Here is a 14,674-nt window from a genome sequence, read left to right on the forward strand (position 1 = left end):
CTGCTGCTGGGGGCCCCCCAGCTGCTGCTGCTCGACGAACCGTTCTCGAACCTTGACCGCACCCACAAGCGGCAGCTCCGCGCCGTACTCGACGACGTGGGCGCGCGCCTGGGCATCACCAGCGTGCTGGTGTCGCACGATGCGGCCGACACGCTGCCCTGGGCCGATGAAATCCTGGTGCTACGCCGCGGCCAGCTGGTGCAGCAGGCCCCCCCGGAGCAGCTGTACCGCCAGCCAGCCGACGCCTATACCGCCGCCCTCTTTGGCGATTATTACCTGGTGCGCGGGGCCGACCGCCAGGCCCTGACCGCCGCCGCCAAATCCTCCGCCACTGCGGAACCCGCCGCCGGCACCGCCCTGCTCGTGCGCCCCGAAGGCCTGCGCCTCGGGGCCCCCAGCGCCGGCGCTGCGGCCGGCACAGTACGGGCCGTGCGCTTCATGGGCAGTTATTACGAGCTGGAAATTCAGCTCGCCGCCGCTACCGTGCGCCTGCCCGCCGCTGCCGCCGCCCTGGCCCCCGGCGACGCGGTGCACGTGGCCCTGGCCCCCGGCGCCGGCTGGGAAGTAAAGGACGACGGGGGAAGGGACGCGTAAAGGCTGGATATAAACAGGACTTACGTGAAACGTTGCCTTTGAGCCCCAGCGGGGCGGCTCGTCGGTCGTAAATAGCTGTAAATGAACGATAAAGCCCCGGCGGGGCGACCCAACAGACAGGGCCGCCCCGCTGGGGCTTTGGTTATGATAACCAACTCCTTACTGCCGCCGGGCCGCCCCGCTGGGGCTACCGGATGCCAAGTTGCGTAAGTTATAAAGTAATTACTGCCGCGGCAAAGCTGTTTCGGCTACGCTCACCACGACGTGCTAATTGCCTGGCCTGAAAACCGCTCTAATTACTGCTGTTGCGCAGTGCCTTTGGACAAGTGCCACGCTACCCTCTGCTGCATAATAGCAGTTAATTACAGGTTAATTTGACTATAATAATTTTAATTATCAATAAGAAAGATAACAGCTATATGCTCCGCACCCTACTGCGTTTTCGCAAACTACTTCGCGACGAGTATAAAAGCCAAAGGTCCAATAATTAAGACTATTTCTGTACATCGAATGCGGAGCTGTTCTGGCCCTCGCCCACCTCGGTCTGGGTAAAAAAACGGGCAGTGGTCTAAACCGTGGTGATTTGTTTATTATGGTTATCGATACATATTTTGATTCTTGCATGGTGCAGGGTCAATGATTCACTGAACGAACAGGATTTGCGAACCAAGACCCCGCAGCGGTGGCGGAGCGACCAGTTGAGGGCCTCCACGGTACTGGTTCGCCCGCTGCCTTTGGCGCTGGGCAGGTGCGCGTGGGCGAGCAATACCGTGGCATAGGCTTCCCAGGCATCCGTGTAGTACGTCGTATTGGTCTGCTAACGGGCGGGTAAGGCTTGAAAGAGCCGCCGCTCTGTGGCCGCTCCCCGGCAGCCCAATACCCCAGCCACGATGCGCCGGGAGGCCCGTTCGACTGCCAACCACCGCCATACTTTGCGCTTGCCGACAAAGGTCTACCCTTCATCCGGTTCCAATACCGCTTCTTCCGGCTCAACCACTTTCGTTCCAACCACCTTCGGTCCAACTACCTCCGGCTCAACCGCCTTCATTATGACTTTTTTATCCACCGCGCAATCGTCATGCGGGCAACACCCGTGACCCGCACCACGCTGCGTTGCGAGTTGCGCTCGACTAGCAACTTGAGCCCCTGCTCGTACTGAGCGGCCCGCTGCGGCGCGGCGGGGGCAAAAACCGCCTGATGGCCGCAGTCGTAGCAGCGATACTTGGCTTTGCCGCGACTTGCCCCATTTTTTTAGAGCCGTTGGCTGGCACACTTGGCACACGTTAAGTGCTCGTTCTTATTTAAACAGATAATCATACGGTCATGCTGAGCGCAATCGAAGCATCTCTACCGCACACTAAATTAATCGTTTAACGAAGCGGTAGAGATGCTTCGACTGCGCTCAGCATGACGGCCTAATAATTCTTTTAATTCCGAACGAGCACTTAGAATAGTTGAAATTATACATAAATATAATAGCTCATCACGATTTAGACCACCGCCAAAAAACGATGGCTGCGCCCTTTATAACTGAGGGGCTCATTCGCCCCGGCAGCGCTGGCGCCACGGCCGGGCAGTGGCGCCGCCTGCCGTTGCACAATGCCTAGCCGGGGCTGCACGACGCCTTGGCTGGCCGACCGGGCCCTGGTTTGGTTCGCCGGGGCCCGGGCGCCGTTGGCCGGGTTTTCGCCGTTGCCCGTCTAAACGCCCGAACCCCAGCGGGGCCCCGTGCGCAATTTTGGAATACCAACCGCCGCGGAACCAAGCCGGTAAGCAACTGCTGAGTTGGTACACTTTCTCCTCAACACCCTGTTTTTTAGCTGTCTATGAAAACTGCTTTACTTGCTGCGTGCCTGTTGCTTTTGTTCTTAGGCGCGGCGGTGGCTGCCCCCCACGCCCTGCCGGGGCCCTGGTCCCACCGCGGAAGCGCCCGGCCGCTGCTGCGTTTCCTGGTAGCTACGCTGCGAGTGCCCGATCGCCAGGCGCTGGCCATCCAGCAAGTGCTTAAAACCCGCGCCCTGGGCACGCCCACCGCCGATGAGCTGGCCGTCCTGTTGCGCCCGGTGCTCACCGAGGCCCAGTTTGCCAAATTTCAGGACCTGGCCAGCAGCGAGCTGTTAGGCCCCAACCTGACGTACCTGGCCTCACTGCACTAAGCCGGCCCAGGGCCAGCGGGCGCGCCGCGCCGCCAACGGGCCCCCAGGGCCCCGCTTGGGCGCATCTTTACGCCCCACCTAGCGCCCCGCCCCATGACCCTCGCCTGGACTCTTCAGCCCTTCGCCACCTTGTCGGTGCCCGAGCTTTACGCGCTGCTCCAGCTGCGCAGCGCCGTGTTTGTAGTGGAGCAAACCTGTGCGTTTCAAGATATTGACGGCCACGACGCCGACGCGCTGCATCTGCTGGGCCGCACCGAAACCGGCGAGCTGGCAGCCTACGCCCGGCTGTTTCCGGCGGGCCGTAGCTACCCCGAAGCCAGCATTGGGCGGGTGGCGGTGGCCCCGGCGTTTCGCCGCCACGGCCTGGGGCGGCAGCTCATGGGCGAGGCCCTGGCCCGGTGCGCGGCGCAGTGGGGCCCCCAGCCCATCCAAATCGGGGCGCAGCTCTACCTGCGCGATTTCTACCGCAGCTTCGGCTTCGAGCAAGTGGGCGAAGGTTACCTGGAGGACGACATTCCACACATCTACATGCTGCGGACGTAACAAAATATAGTATTGTGAAATATATATAATGGCTAATAAAATTAACAAATAAGGCGGTGGTCCAAAGCAGGATGATACCGGACCTTTAGTTTGTTAATTAAGTCAGCTTAAAAACACGTCAGGAAAGCTGGAAGGACGAATATTCAGACATCATAAATTGAGTGAAATACCGAAATCATCTCGCTTTGGACCACCGCCACAAATAATACTTGCGATTAATAGCCTAATGTTTGCACTAGATTAATTACTTCTTGTTCTTGAGGTGGTCGGGTAGAAATGGACACGGAGAAAGTAACTTTCCCTTGTCATGGAAGCAGCAAAACCAGCCGGTAGACGGCAGCGAACGAAGTATGATGCGGCCTTTCGGACCGAGGCGGTCCGCCGCGTAAGCCAGGATGGGCAAGCGGCGACGCGGGTCGCGCAGGCGTTGGGCATGAGCGAGGCCGTGTTGGGCAAATGGGTGCGGGCAGCTCGCAGCCAAGCGGCTCGTCCAGCAAGCGGCTCGTCCAGCAGGTAGTGAAGCGCTGGCGCAGGAAAACAAGCAGTTACGGGCCCAATTGGCCCGCGCGGAAATGGAGCGCGACATTTTAAAAAAAGCGCTGACCATATTTTCGTAACCGACGGGCCGATGAAACGCTTCGCTTTCATTGCCTCACACGCCCCCTGTTGGCCCGTGCGGCAGCAGTGCCAGCTGCTGGGTGTCAGCCCCAGCGGCTACTACGCGTGGCAAAAGCGCGTCCCCGTTGCGGCGGCCGAGCCAGCGCTTGCCGCCTGGTAAGTGGCGGCCCAGCGCGTGTTCTTCACCCATGCCGGCCGCTACGGTCAACGCCGGCTACGGGCTCAGTTGCAGCGCGAAGACCACGCGGTAGGTCGGCAGCGGCTGCGCGGCTGGCTCATTGCCAGTGGCTTACGCGCCCGCTGCACCCGCACCAGCTCCCGGCCCCCGCGTACTACCCAGGCTAACCGGCAGGCCGTGGCCGCCGCCAACAAATTAGCCTCCTGGCCCGCGGCCACGGCCCCCAACCAAATCTGGGTCGGCGACATTACCTGCCTGGCCCTGGCCCTGGCCCTGGCCCTGGCCCTGGCCCTGGGGCAGTGGGCGTACCTGGCCTGCTGGCGCGATGCCGTTGAGCGGCGCGTGGTCGGCTGGCACGTGAGCGAGTCGCTGCATACGGACTTGATGCTGACCGCTTTTAACCGGGCCGTGGCCGTCTGCCAGCCCCCACCGGGCCTGCTCGTGCACGCCGACCGGGGCAGCCAGTACACCAGCGACGCTTTTACCTCGTTGCTGGACCGCACGCAGGCCATTGCCAGCCTGAGTCGGCCCGGCAATCCGTATGACAACGCCCTGGCCGAAAGCGGCTGGAGCACGCTCAAAACCGAGCTACTGCCCCGTGGGGCCTGCTTCGCTGACCTGGAAGAGGCCCGCTTTGAACTGGCCGAGTACCTGGACCATTACTACAATACGCAACGGCTGCATTCCGCCCTGGGCTACTGCACCCCGCTCGAAATCGAACTCCACTACCGTTTCAACCTACCTTAGCTTCGTGTCCACTGACACCCGACCACCTCAGCTACCGTGGGGCCCTTGCGGGTGATTGGCCGGCGCGGCGCGGGCGGCCGAACTTTGCCCGCGCTTGCGCCGCGGGTTCTGCGGCGGCTTGCTTTGTTGTGTTATGCCGCGTTCCTTTCGTTTTTCGCTGCCCGCCGTGCCGGCCGTGCTGCTGGCCATTGTGAGCGTGCAGGCCGGCGCGGCCATTGCCAAGGGCCTGTTTCCGGTGCTGGGGGCGGCCGGTACTACCAGCTTGCGGATTGGCTTGTCGGCCCTCGTGCTGCTGGCGGTGGTGCGGCCCCGGCTGGGGCGGCTGGAGCCCGCGCAGTGGCGGGCCGTGGTGCCCTACGGCCTGGCGCTGGGGGCCATGAACTTCTTGTTTTATTGCGCGCTGGCCCGCGTGCCGCTCGGCCTGGCCGTGACGCTGGAATTTGTGGGGCCCCTGGGGCTGGCGCTGGCCGGCTCGCGGCGCTGGCCCGACGGCGTGTGGGTGCTGCTGGCCGCCGCTGGCATTGCCCTCATTGCCCCGTGGCACGGCGCGGGCGTGGACCTGCTGGGGCTGGGCTTCGCGCTGGCCGCCGGCGGGTGCTGGGCCGTGTACATCGTGCTGGGCCAGCGCACGGCCGCCGTGCTGCCCGGGCCGGTGGCCGTGGCGGTCGGGATGCTCTTTGCCGCGCTGCCGGTTTTGCCCTTTGGCATAGCCAGCGGCAGCTTGTTGGGGCTCACGCCGCACCTGCTGCTGCTGGGCGGGCTGCTGGCGCTGTTCTCCAGCGTGCTGCCTTTTTCCCTGGAAATGCGGGCCCTCAAGTCGTTGCCTACCCGCACGTTCAGCATCCTGATGAGCCTGGAGCCCGTCGCGGCGGCCTTGTCGGGCTGGCTGCTGCTGGGCGAGCGGCTGACGGTGGGGCAGTGGCTGGCCGTGGGCTGCATTGGGGTGGCCAGCGCGGGCGCCACCCTCACCACCCGGCACCCCTAGCCTGTGCCCACTAGCGAATGATGCGGGGCCCCCGCGGGCGCGCAGCCTTACCCGGCGCGCAGCAGAACGCGGCTTCGCTTTGTTCGGGTCATTTTTTCCGCTGCTCGGGGTGGGCCGCCGCCCGGTGCTCGCCCGCGCGGTTCTCGCCATGCGGCCATTGGCTGGTTAATGATCCCAGGAAAATCGGCCGAAACCTGTTCGTTTATTTGGCCTCAGTTTAGTAGCAATTGCTGGACAAACCGCACCGTAATGACCTGGAAACGCAGCCGCCGAATGCATGCTTCCGCCGTTTTAGCCAACTGGCAACGGTAATGTTTGCGCGTGGCTTCTGCGAAATATTCCCGTTTTTTTTTACGTTATTTCAGCTAACTGTAGTAATTTGTACGTAATGAAAAATAGGTGTCGGTTTACTGCTTATTTGCATTACTTTTGCTCCACAATAATCACGCAATTTTATTTTTTGACAACATGGCTTTGAATTTTGATGAATTTCAGAAAGTAGTTGAATCTGCCCAGCAGGCAGACGCCATGAAAGCGGACCTCAAACGTGCTTTGAAAAAAGTTACGGGGGCCCTGGATGCGTTGCAAGGTGCTCTCGGTGACATGGAAACCGTTCTCGCCGACGATTACGTGGCCACGCCAAAAGAGCGCAAGCCGCGCCAGCCGCGGGCCCCCAAAGCCGAAACCGACGGTGGGGCCCCCAGCGCAACGGGTAAAAAGCCCGGCCGCCCCAAGAAATCGGCCGAATAATCCTGCTGGTTATCAATAAAAACGCCCCCGCCTTTTAAATAAAGCGGGGGCATTTTTATTGACCTCGTTCGGAGTGGCGCGCACATTTTTCATTTTGCCAGCTAAGCGGACGCGGGTGCACCTAGTGTTTCTGAACTTAGAAAATATTTAGTGCTGTTGAAATGTGAAGTGGTTATCTGCGCTCCAAACCGTAAAAGGCATTTGGGTTTCATTCTTTCGTTGGCTTTTATTTTGGCGGCTATCAGGCGCTATCGGGGCCGTGATTGGCGTGGCCGTTGACTAAGCCCACACGAAAGAGCCGGTGCATAATTTAATTCGACTTGAATTATGCTATTCTTGGGTATTTGCTATTTAGTGGCTCATGCTATTGGTTGGAAGTTTATTGCCAGCAATTGTATTTACTGCTTTTCGCGTTGTTCATCGATGGAGCGTTACCTGTGCACAGCTGCCAATAAACCCAATAAACCAAAGGAGCCCCGGCCGCTGCGGCGGCCGGGGCTCCTTTGGTTGCGGGGCCGTGGGGTCCTACAGGTTTTTTAGCCAGGTGGCGCGGGCGGCCAGTTGGTCGGGAGTGGCGGCGGGGTCGGGGGCGAAGTGGTAGCGCTGGATATCCTCAGCGGCGGTCAGCTTCACGCGCACGTCTTTGGCGGGGGCCCCGGCGCGGCTGGTGCTCAGGGCCAGATCGGCACCGGCGGGGCGGGCACTGATTTTATCCAGCATGCCGGCGTAGTTGCGGCGGTCCACAAAAGCGCCGTCTATGGCCGTGAGCTGGTCGCCGGCGGCCACCCCGGCGGCTTGCAGGGCCGGGCTCACCTGGCGGAAGTACACGTCGTCGCCGCGCACCTGGAAGGCCACGGGGGCCCCCAGGGTGGCCAGCTGATGGCCGGTGTGCAGCACGGCGTCGTAGCGGATGCCGATGCGGCCGAAGTATTCCTTCAAAGGCAGCGGCTCGGCGCCCTGCACGTAGCGCCGGAAGAAGTCGCCGATTTCGGGGTAGGTAAGGGCGGTGAAGTCCCGAAAGAAGTTTTGCTCGCTGATGGGGCTATCGGGGCCGTATTTTTTGGCCAGTTGCAGTAGCACATCGCGCAGGCCGCGGGTGCCGTGGCTGAGTTCGAGCAGGCGCAGGTCGAGGGCGCTGGCGGTGAGGGCCCCGCGCTGGTAAATGTTGCCGTACTGGCGCTGCCCTTCATCGGAGAACGAGTTGAGGCCCAGTTTACTAAGCGAATATGTAGTGTCGGATCGGGTGCGGTCGTAGCGCTCCTCGTTGTGCAGCACCGAGAGGTAGTCGTCGAGCGGCACGAGGCCCCCGCGCAGCTGCATCATGTGCGAGGCCCACTCCGTCACGCCCTCGTACAGCCACAGGTGCTGCGAGCCGGTGGGCTTCACGAAGTTGAAGTGCTCGATGATTTCGGAGTGGATATTGAGCGGCGTCACGATGTGGAAAAACTCGTGCGCGGCAATATCCACCACGTTCTGGGCGAATTCCGGCGTCAGGGCCCCTTCCCGCAAAATGTACTCCGAGCTATAGGAGTGCTCCCAGGCCCCGGCCACTTTATCGCTGAACAGGTACAGGAAGGCATAGCGCTTCACCGGCAAGTCGCCGCCCAGGAAGGCCTGCGCGGCGCCCAGCATTTTCTGCATGTCGGCGAGCAGCGGCGTGGCCTGCACCAGGCCGGTGGCCGAGTAGCAGTACAAGGCCACGTCGGCGTTGCCGACCTTGGTTTTGGCGTTGGTGAGGTTGCCGAGCAGAATGGGCGAGTCCACGGCTTGGTCGTAGCTTTTGGCGTGGAAGTAGCCATCGGCGTCGGGCACGAGCACGGTGCCCACCGTCCAGGCACTGGGGTAGTTCAGCTTGAGGCGCAGCGGCTTGGCCTGCCAGCCCTGCGGATAGCCGAGCACCGTTTGGCCGTTCACCAGGGCGTGATCGGGCTCAAGCGACGAGCCGCACATACGGTAGATGTTGTGCTCGGGCACCGGCGTGGCCCAGGTTTCGGCGATAGTGTAGCGGATTTCGCGGGTTTTGGTGGGCTGGGCCAGCTCCCACTGGTTGGGGCTGATTTGCTTGCTGCCCAGCGGCTTGCCATTGGCGTCGAAGGCCGCGAACTGGCGCACGTAGCGGCCCATGTCCATCACCTGGTAGGTGCCGGGCGCGGTGGCGGCGAACTGGTACACGGCCTGCTCCTTGCCGAGCTTGGGTGTTTCGAGCCGCACCCGGAACTGGTGGGGCCCCGCGGCGGGATCCATGCTCACGGTGTAGGTCAGCTCTTTGGGGGCCGGGGCGGCCACGGCGGGGGCAGCAGCCAGCAGCAGCGCGGCCAGGCCGAGAAAGGAGGTTTTCAAAGAAAAAATGGGAATGAGTGGGAAAATGCAGGCGCAAAGTACGGCAGCGGTAGCGCAGGTTGGCGCGGCTCACGTAAGCGGTTTGAGAGGCCCGGCACCGACAGCCCGGTGCCGAGGCAACTTGCGTGAGTGGGTTGTGGGCCCCTGCAGCCCAGCCCTGCTTCCCACTCTTCACTCCTCACTTCCCGCTCTTCACTTCCCGCAGAAATGTACACCAATCCCATCCTCGACGACAACTTTCCCGACCCCACCGTCATTGGGGCCCCCGACGGCTGGTACTATGCCTATGGCACCCAGACCCGGCGGGCCGATGGGCAGATTGTGAACATCCAGGTGGCCCGCTCGCGCGATATGGTGGCCTGGGAATACCTCGGCGACGCCCTGCCCCAGAAGCCCGCGTGGGCCGCGGGCACCCAAAAGTTCTGGGCCCCCCACGTGAGCCACGCCGCCGGCCGCTACTACCTGTACTACTCGGCCCGGCCCGACGACGCGCCCGACGGGGCCCTGGCGCTGGCCGTGGCCGTGGCCGACGCGCCCGCTGGCCCGTTTGTGGACGTGGGCCGGCCGCTGCGCCGGGGCCCCGGCTTCACCTGCATCGACCCAATGGCCTACGACGACCCCGCCACCGGCCAGCGCCTGCTGTACTGGGGCTCGGGCTTCGGGCCTCTGTGGGTGCAGGCACTGGCCGAAGACCGGGTGAGCTTCGCGTCTGATAGTGAGCCGCAAGCACTGATCTGGCCCAGCGGCCCGGCCGACGACGCGGCCAATTACCACCGCCTTATCGAGGCCAGCTGGGTGCACCGGCACGCAGGCTGGTACTACCTGTTTTTTTCGGGCGATAACTGCTGCGGGCCCCGCGCCCACTACGCCGTGCTGGTAGCCCGCAGCCGCGCCGCCACGGGGCCCTACGAGGTGCAACCCGCGCCCGTAGTGGCGGCCAACGCGCACTGGCTCGCGCCGGGCCACAACTGCGTCGTGGCCGATGCCGCCGGGCACGACTGGCTGGCCTACCACGCCATTGACCCCGCCCAGCCCACCTTCGCTGCCATCGACGATTCGGAGGGCTACGCCCGCCGCGCCCTGCTGCTCGACCGCCTCACCTATGGCCCCGACGGCTGGCCGTGCGTGGCCGGCGGGGGCCCTTCGTGGCAGCCGCAACCCGCCCCCGCCGGGCCCCTCGTACCTTAGAAGCTCCTGCTTGAGGTATCGTCAGAGCGGTGTAGAAACGCATCCTTGCGTCTCCGGCTTGAACGACTTGTCCGAACATCGTTCAAACCGGAGACGCAAGGATGCGTTTCTACATCCGTTCCAAGAGCCAAAAAATTAACTCAAACAGTTTCTTTGGCTTTCCCACCCCCGCGCCGCCGCTTATGCCGCTTCTCTTTACGAATGCCTGCCGCCGGGCGGCGCTGCTGGCGCTGGCCGCCGGGGCCCTCGCCGGGTCCGCCGCCGCCCAGAGCCCCGGGTCCCTGGCTGCCCCCGAAGTGGCCTGCGGGCTGGTGCCGCTGGCGCCCGCCGCGCGCGCCGCCGGGGCCCCACTTATAATAGAGGCCCAGGTGCTGAGTGCCCAAAGCTTCTGGGACGCCAGCCGCCGGCACTTGTTCACCCGGCACCGGCTGCGGGTATTCAGCCTGCTGAAGGGCAGCGCGGCCGATACCGCCGGCCTGGTGGTCGTAACCGAAGGTGGTCGGCTAGGGCTTGATCAGCAGTTGCTTACCAACACGTTGCGCCTGGCGCCGGGCCAGCAGGGCGTGCTGTTTCTGGCGCCCGCGCCGTGGCCCGGGCTGGGCCTGGCAGGCACTGCCTACGCAGTCTACAGCAGCGCGCAGGGCTTCGTGGCCTACGACCTGGCCCACGCCACCGCCGCCGACCCGGTGCGTACCTACCCGGCCATCGACGCCACTTTCTATCGGGGCCTCGACCCGCTGGGGGCCCAGGCGCGCCGCGCCTTGCAGCCTAACCCCGCCCTGGCCGCCGCCCAACGGCACCAGCTGGCCGCCGCTAAAGGCACGGCGGTAGCTACCATTTTGGGGATGCAGCCGGTGCAGCTCGCGGCGGGCACCGGGGCGGTGCTCACCATCCGGGGCAGCGGGTTTGGCGACGTGCGAGGCGCGGGCTTCGTGGAGTTTGCCAACGCCGACGACGGCGGGCGCACCTTCGAGCAGCCCCTGGCCACCGACTACGTGGCCTGGGCCGACGGGGCCATTCAGGTGCGGGTGCCGTCGTCGGGCGCGGGCGGGCATCCAGCCGGCTCGGGGCTGGTGCGCGTCACGCCCGACGGCGGCACAGTGGGCGCCAGCCCCCAGCTGCTCACGGTCGTGTATGCCCTCAGCAACGTAAAAAGTACCGACGCCCAGCCCACCGTGCAGCGCCCCAACCACGTGGCCACCAATGGGCTGGGCGGCCTCACGTTTCACTTCACGCCCAACTTTGGGGGCAACGCCGCTGCCGGCGCGGCCTGGCAGCGGGCCCTGGCCAGCTGGCGCTGCCAAACCGGTATGAACTGGGCCCTGGGCGACGCCGCCCCCGCCAACGACATCGCCAGCGACGGCCGCAGCACAGTGGCCTTCGACCTGCCCAGCGCCGCGCTGCCGGCGGGCATTTTGGGGCGTACCACCAGCTACTACCAGGGCTGCTACGCGGCCGACCGCTCGGTGGTGTACTACGTGGGCGAAGTGGACATGCAGTTCAGCACCGTGGCCGCGTTTCAGTTTGGCCCGGCGCTGGCGCTGGGCTTAGCCATTGATTTTGAGACGGTAGCGGTGCACGAGCTGGGACACGCCCAGCAGTTCGGCCACCTCATCCGGCCGGGAGCCATCATGCACTACGCCGTGGCCCGGGGCCAAAACTCGCGCCGCCTGGCCCCCGAAAGCGACGTGGCCGGCGGCCGCCAGGTGCTGCGCACCCGCAGCTTCCGCAACCGGGGCTGCGGCGGCCCGGCGCTGCTGCCGGCCCCGCTCACGGCCCTCAGCGCCGCCGTGGAAGCTGGCGCGGGCCCCGTGCTGCGCTGGGCCACCCAGGCCGAGTGCTTCCTCGCCGGCTTCGTGGTGGAGCGCAGCGCCGGCCTCGACACCGCCGCGGCCACCGCCGGCTGGCAGCCCGTGGCCACCGTGGCGCTGGGGGCCCCCGGCGGCACCTACCAGGTAACCGATGCCCAGCCCGCCGCCCGCCTCGTGTACTACCGCCTGGCCCTGCTGCGCCCCGACGGCACCCGCGATTACGCCGCGCCCCTGCCCGTGGCTCCCGACGCCGCGCCCCAGGTCGCGCTGTTCCCCAACCCCGTCACCGGCACGCAGCTCAGCCTCCAATACCCCGCCGCGGCCAATGCCACGGCCCTGACCTACAGCATCTACGACGAGCTGGGCCGCCGCTACCGGCTGGCCGCCGCCGCCGTGCAGCCCGGCCTCAACGTGCTCACCTTCGACGTGGGGGCCCTGCCGCGGGGCTTCTACATCTTCCGCTGGCAGGACGGGCAGGGCAACAACCAGAGCCGCAAGTTCCTGCGCTTGTAGCGTGGCCGATGGGCGTAAGCGTGTTGGCGCTCGATTTTTACGAGGAATTCTGCTGACGAGCTGCATGGTCCCCCTACGGTGGACGCGCTGTACGCCCAGGTCTTAGAAGCCATAGCTAAAATTGGCTTCATTTGATAATGCATTCATTATCAAAAATTTGTGCCGTGCCGTGCCGTGCCGTGCCGTGCCGTGCCGTGCCGTGCCGGAGGGCGTATCTTCGACCGCATGATTGCATTTTCGTCTCCGGCTTTTTTTGGAAGCAAGAACATAAAGGACATCTTTTACGGGCTGTTGCGCCGCCGGCAAGCTGATTTGGTTGGTAAAGATGTATTGGACCTGCCCGCCGGTTACGGCGATACGGCCCGCTTCTTGACGGACTTGGGGGCGCGGGTAACGGGGGCCGATTTGTATCCGGAAATCTTTCGCTATCCCGCCATTCCGTGCGTAAAAGGCAATTTGAACGAGACGTTGCCCTTCCAGGCAGCAAGTTTTGATTGGGTTATCTGCCAGGAAGGCATCGAGCACATGCCCAATCAGTTGCACCTGTTTCAGGAGCTGAACCGCATCTTGCGGCCGGGGGGGCGGGCCATCATCACCACCCCGAACTACTCCAATCTGCGTACCCGCGTGAGCTACGCCCTGCTGGAGAGCGAAACGTACCGCATCATGCCACCCAACGAGGTGGATTCGGTGTGGGCGGCCGAAAATGCCCGGACCATCAACGACGTGTACCTCGGCCACATTTTCTTCGCCAACATCACCCGGCAGCGGGTATTGGCGGAGCTCTCGGGCATGCGGCTCATCGAAGTGCACCCCAGCCGAGTAAACTATACCTCGCTGCTGCTCTTGCCCTTGTACTATCCCTGGATTAAGCTGGCCGGCTGGTTTGCCCGGCGGCGGGGCCTCCGGCGGGAACAGCCTTCCGCCCAGCGCGCCGGGGTCTACGACGAGTTGGCGCAACTGAACGGCGACCTGAACGTGTTAGTCGGCGGCCACCTCATCCTGGAATTTGAAAAGCGGGCGGAAGCTGCCGAAGTAATTGCGGGCCTGTCGGGCAAACTCGACACGGACGTTACGATGCCGGCCCCGAAAATATTCTAGCCATTAACCCAACTGCCTAGCAGAGCGGTCGCGGGGTGTGTACGTAGGGGCCAAGGCTTGCTCCCACCGTTTGCGCCCGCCCACTGCCTGGGCCCCAGCCTGCGGGGGTAAGCCCCTGGGCCGCGGCCGAAAAGCATGTGCACAGCGCCAGGGCCCAACGGAGTACACCGGGCCGGCTCACAAAGGGAGCGAGGGGAGAAGGCATTAGCCGTCAATGTTCTAGCGCTCCCAAGATAGGGCCCCGGCGCTAAAAGCTGGGCGGCGCGGCGCTGGCCACGGCTTGCGCGGCCGGGGCCACGGTGTAGGCGGCCAGCTGGGCCGCATCGAGGTTGCCGTTCAGCCACTCGGTTTCAATGTGGGCCCCCAGCCTTTGGTAGAAGCCGATGGCGGGCGCGTTCCAGTCCAGCACCTGCCACTTCAGGCGGTGGGCCCCGGTAGCGCGGGCCTCGGCCACCACGGCGTCGAACAGCAGCCGGCCCAGGCCGCCGCGGCGGGCGGCTTCGGTGATGACTAAGTCTTCGAGGTACAGCATGCGGCCCTTCCAGGTGGAGTAGGCGGTGTAAAAAAGGGCCAGGCCGATGAGCTGCTGCTCCACGTTTTCAAGCACGAAAAACCCGAAGATGGGCTGGGGCCCAAACCCGTCGCGCTGCATCGCGGCCAGGGTGTTGGTCACGGCGTCGGGCGCTTTTTCGTAGATGGCCAGCTCCTGGATGAGGGCTAGCACCTGGGGCAAGTCGGCGGCGGTGCCGCGGCGGAGAATGGGTAAAACAGTCATAGTCAGTCGGCGGGGAGCAGCGAAGATAGCGCCGGGGCCCCGCTGGGCGGGTTGGAAGAAAACAAAAAAGAGCAGTGCACAATGCCGCTCAAGGGCATCGTACACTGCTCATAAGCGCCTGATGGCAAGCAGATTACATCTGCGGCTGCATGTTCTTAATATCCTGGGTGGCGTTCACCGAGTTCAGCTCACGCAGGGCGCTGGGTTGCTTGTTGCCCTTGGTGCTGTCGGGGGCGGGGGGCAACGGGGGCAAGGCCGTCACGTGGGCGTTGTCGTCGGTGGCGTCGGCCGACGAGCCGCAGGAGGTGAGCGAGAGCGAAACCAGGGCGGCCAGCAGGCCGGGGAACAGCAGCTTTTTCATGAAGTAAAAACGGG

General features: G+C 64.1%; 14 protein-coding genes. 10 read left to right on the forward strand and 4 right to left on the reverse strand.

The window, feature by feature from the left end:
- Positions 1–363: 363 nt before the first annotated feature.
- Positions 364–594 carry a TOBE domain-containing protein gene (locus tag DDQ68_RS25015; protein WP_438830722.1) on the forward strand — a complete coding sequence of 77 codons (231 nt, stop codon included), beginning with the start codon at positions 364–366 and terminating at the stop codon, positions 592–594.
- Positions 595–1,162: 568 nt separating this feature from the next.
- On the opposite strand, the gene DDQ68_RS24825 is transcribed toward DDQ68_RS25015, so the two are convergent.
- On the reverse strand, positions 1,163–1,360 hold the full coding sequence (locus DDQ68_RS24825; protein WP_109657299.1) for a hypothetical protein: 198 nt from the start codon (positions 1,358–1,360) through the stop codon (positions 1,163–1,165).
- 1,060 nt (positions 1,361–2,420) lie between these two features.
- Here DDQ68_RS24825 and DDQ68_RS16580 point away from each other — a divergent pair.
- The 6 genes from DDQ68_RS16580 (at position 2,421) to DDQ68_RS23000 (ending at position 6,571) form a co-directional block, all read left to right on the forward strand.
- Positions 2,421–2,750: a hypothetical protein gene (locus DDQ68_RS16580; RefSeq protein WP_162550181.1), complete on the forward strand. Its 330-nt coding sequence runs from the start codon at positions 2,421–2,423 to the stop codon at positions 2,748–2,750.
- A 93-nt stretch (positions 2,751–2,843) separates the two neighbouring features.
- The gene (locus tag DDQ68_RS16585) at positions 2,844–3,293 is read left to right on the forward strand and encodes a GNAT family N-acetyltransferase (protein ID WP_109657301.1); all 450 of its coding nucleotides are present in this window, start codon (positions 2,844–2,846) and stop codon (positions 3,291–3,293) included.
- 307 nt (positions 3,294–3,600) lie between these two features.
- Positions 3,601–3,810 (forward strand): transposase, encoded by a 210-nt coding sequence (locus DDQ68_RS24830; protein ID WP_109657302.1) that lies wholly within the window; start codon positions 3,601–3,603, stop codon positions 3,808–3,810.
- 276 nt (positions 3,811–4,086) lie between these two features.
- Positions 4,087–4,836, forward strand: a complete 750-nt coding sequence (locus tag DDQ68_RS16595; protein WP_162550182.1) for an IS3 family transposase — start codon at positions 4,087–4,089, stop codon at positions 4,834–4,836.
- A gap of 133 nt (positions 4,837–4,969) precedes the next feature.
- Positions 4,970–5,821, forward strand: coding sequence for an EamA family transporter (locus DDQ68_RS16600; protein ID WP_109657304.1), 852 nt, complete (start codon positions 4,970–4,972; stop codon positions 5,819–5,821).
- A gap of 552 nt (positions 5,822–6,373) precedes the next feature.
- Positions 6,374–6,571 carry a hypothetical protein gene (locus DDQ68_RS23000; RefSeq protein ID WP_162550183.1) on the forward strand — a complete coding sequence of 66 codons (198 nt, stop codon included), beginning with the start codon at positions 6,374–6,376 and terminating at the stop codon, positions 6,569–6,571.
- 525 nt (positions 6,572–7,096) lie between these two features.
- Here DDQ68_RS23000 and DDQ68_RS16610 read toward each other — a convergent pair.
- Entirely contained in the window at positions 7,097–8,911 is a 1,815-nt protein-coding gene (locus DDQ68_RS16610) for a M61 family metallopeptidase (RefSeq protein ID WP_245897081.1), read from the reverse strand.
- A gap of 207 nt (positions 8,912–9,118) precedes the next feature.
- Between DDQ68_RS16610 and DDQ68_RS16615 the strand changes: the two genes are divergently transcribed.
- The 3 genes from DDQ68_RS16615 to DDQ68_RS16625 all read left to right on the forward strand — a co-directional run bounded on the left by DDQ68_RS16615 (position 9,119) and on the right by DDQ68_RS16625 (position 13,524).
- Positions 9,119–10,099: a glycoside hydrolase family 43 protein gene (locus DDQ68_RS16615; RefSeq protein ID WP_109657306.1), complete on the forward strand. Its 981-nt coding sequence runs from the start codon at positions 9,119–9,121 to the stop codon at positions 10,097–10,099.
- 182 nt (positions 10,100–10,281) lie between these two features.
- Positions 10,282–12,423 carry a T9SS type A sorting domain-containing protein gene (locus tag DDQ68_RS16620; protein ID WP_162550184.1) on the forward strand — a complete coding sequence of 714 codons (2,142 nt, stop codon included), beginning with the start codon at positions 10,282–10,284 and terminating at the stop codon, positions 12,421–12,423.
- 225 nt (positions 12,424–12,648) lie between these two features.
- Positions 12,649–13,524, forward strand: coding sequence for a class I SAM-dependent methyltransferase (locus DDQ68_RS16625; protein WP_109657308.1), 876 nt, complete (start codon positions 12,649–12,651; stop codon positions 13,522–13,524).
- Between the two features lie 247 nt (positions 13,525–13,771).
- Here DDQ68_RS16625 and DDQ68_RS16630 read toward each other — a convergent pair whose 3' ends face one another.
- Together DDQ68_RS16630 and DDQ68_RS16635 are read right to left on the reverse strand one after the other, a co-directional pair.
- The gene (locus DDQ68_RS16630; protein WP_109657309.1) at positions 13,772–14,299 is read right to left on the reverse strand and encodes a GNAT family N-acetyltransferase; all 528 of its coding nucleotides are present in this window, start codon (positions 14,297–14,299) and stop codon (positions 13,772–13,774) included.
- A gap of 133 nt (positions 14,300–14,432) precedes the next feature.
- A complete protein-coding gene (locus tag DDQ68_RS16635; protein ID WP_109657310.1) occupies positions 14,433–14,660 on the reverse strand; it encodes a hypothetical protein in 228 nt (75 codons plus the stop codon).
- Between the last annotated feature and the right edge of the window lie 14 nt (positions 14,661–14,674).

The sequence above is a fragment of the Hymenobacter nivis genome (assembly GCF_003149515.1).
Classification (GTDB): domain Bacteria; phylum Bacteroidota; class Bacteroidia; order Cytophagales; family Hymenobacteraceae; genus Hymenobacter; species Hymenobacter nivis.

What these genes read in the sequence shown, in the direction of transcription:
- DDQ68_RS16580 (WP_162550181.1), top strand. Translation starts at nt 2,421, where the DNA reads ATGAAAACTGCTTTACTTGCTGCGTGCCTGTTGCTTTTGTTCTTAGGC.
- DDQ68_RS16585 (WP_109657301.1), top strand. Translation starts at nt 2,844, where the DNA reads ATGACCCTCGCCTGGACTCTTCAGCCCTTCGCCACCTTGTCGGTGCCC.
- DDQ68_RS24830 (WP_109657302.1), top strand. Translation starts at nt 3,601, where the DNA reads ATGGAAGCAGCAAAACCAGCCGGTAGACGGCAGCGAACGAAGTATGAT.
- DDQ68_RS16600 (WP_109657304.1), top strand. Translation starts at nt 4,970, where the DNA reads ATGCCGCGTTCCTTTCGTTTTTCGCTGCCCGCCGTGCCGGCCGTGCTG.
- DDQ68_RS16615 (WP_109657306.1), top strand. Translation starts at nt 9,119, where the DNA reads ATGTACACCAATCCCATCCTCGACGACAACTTTCCCGACCCCACCGTC.
- DDQ68_RS16620 (WP_162550184.1), top strand. Translation starts at nt 10,282, where the DNA reads ATGCCGCTTCTCTTTACGAATGCCTGCCGCCGGGCGGCGCTGCTGGCG.
- DDQ68_RS16625 (WP_109657308.1), top strand. Translation starts at nt 12,649, where the DNA reads ATGATTGCATTTTCGTCTCCGGCTTTTTTTGGAAGCAAGAACATAAAG.
- DDQ68_RS16630 (WP_109657309.1), bottom strand. Translation starts at nt 14,299, where the DNA reads ATGACTGTTTTACCCATTCTCCGCCGCGGCACCGCCGCCGACTTGCCC.
- DDQ68_RS16635 (WP_109657310.1), bottom strand. Translation starts at nt 14,660, where the DNA reads ATGAAAAAGCTGCTGTTCCCCGGCCTGCTGGCCGCCCTGGTTTCGCTC.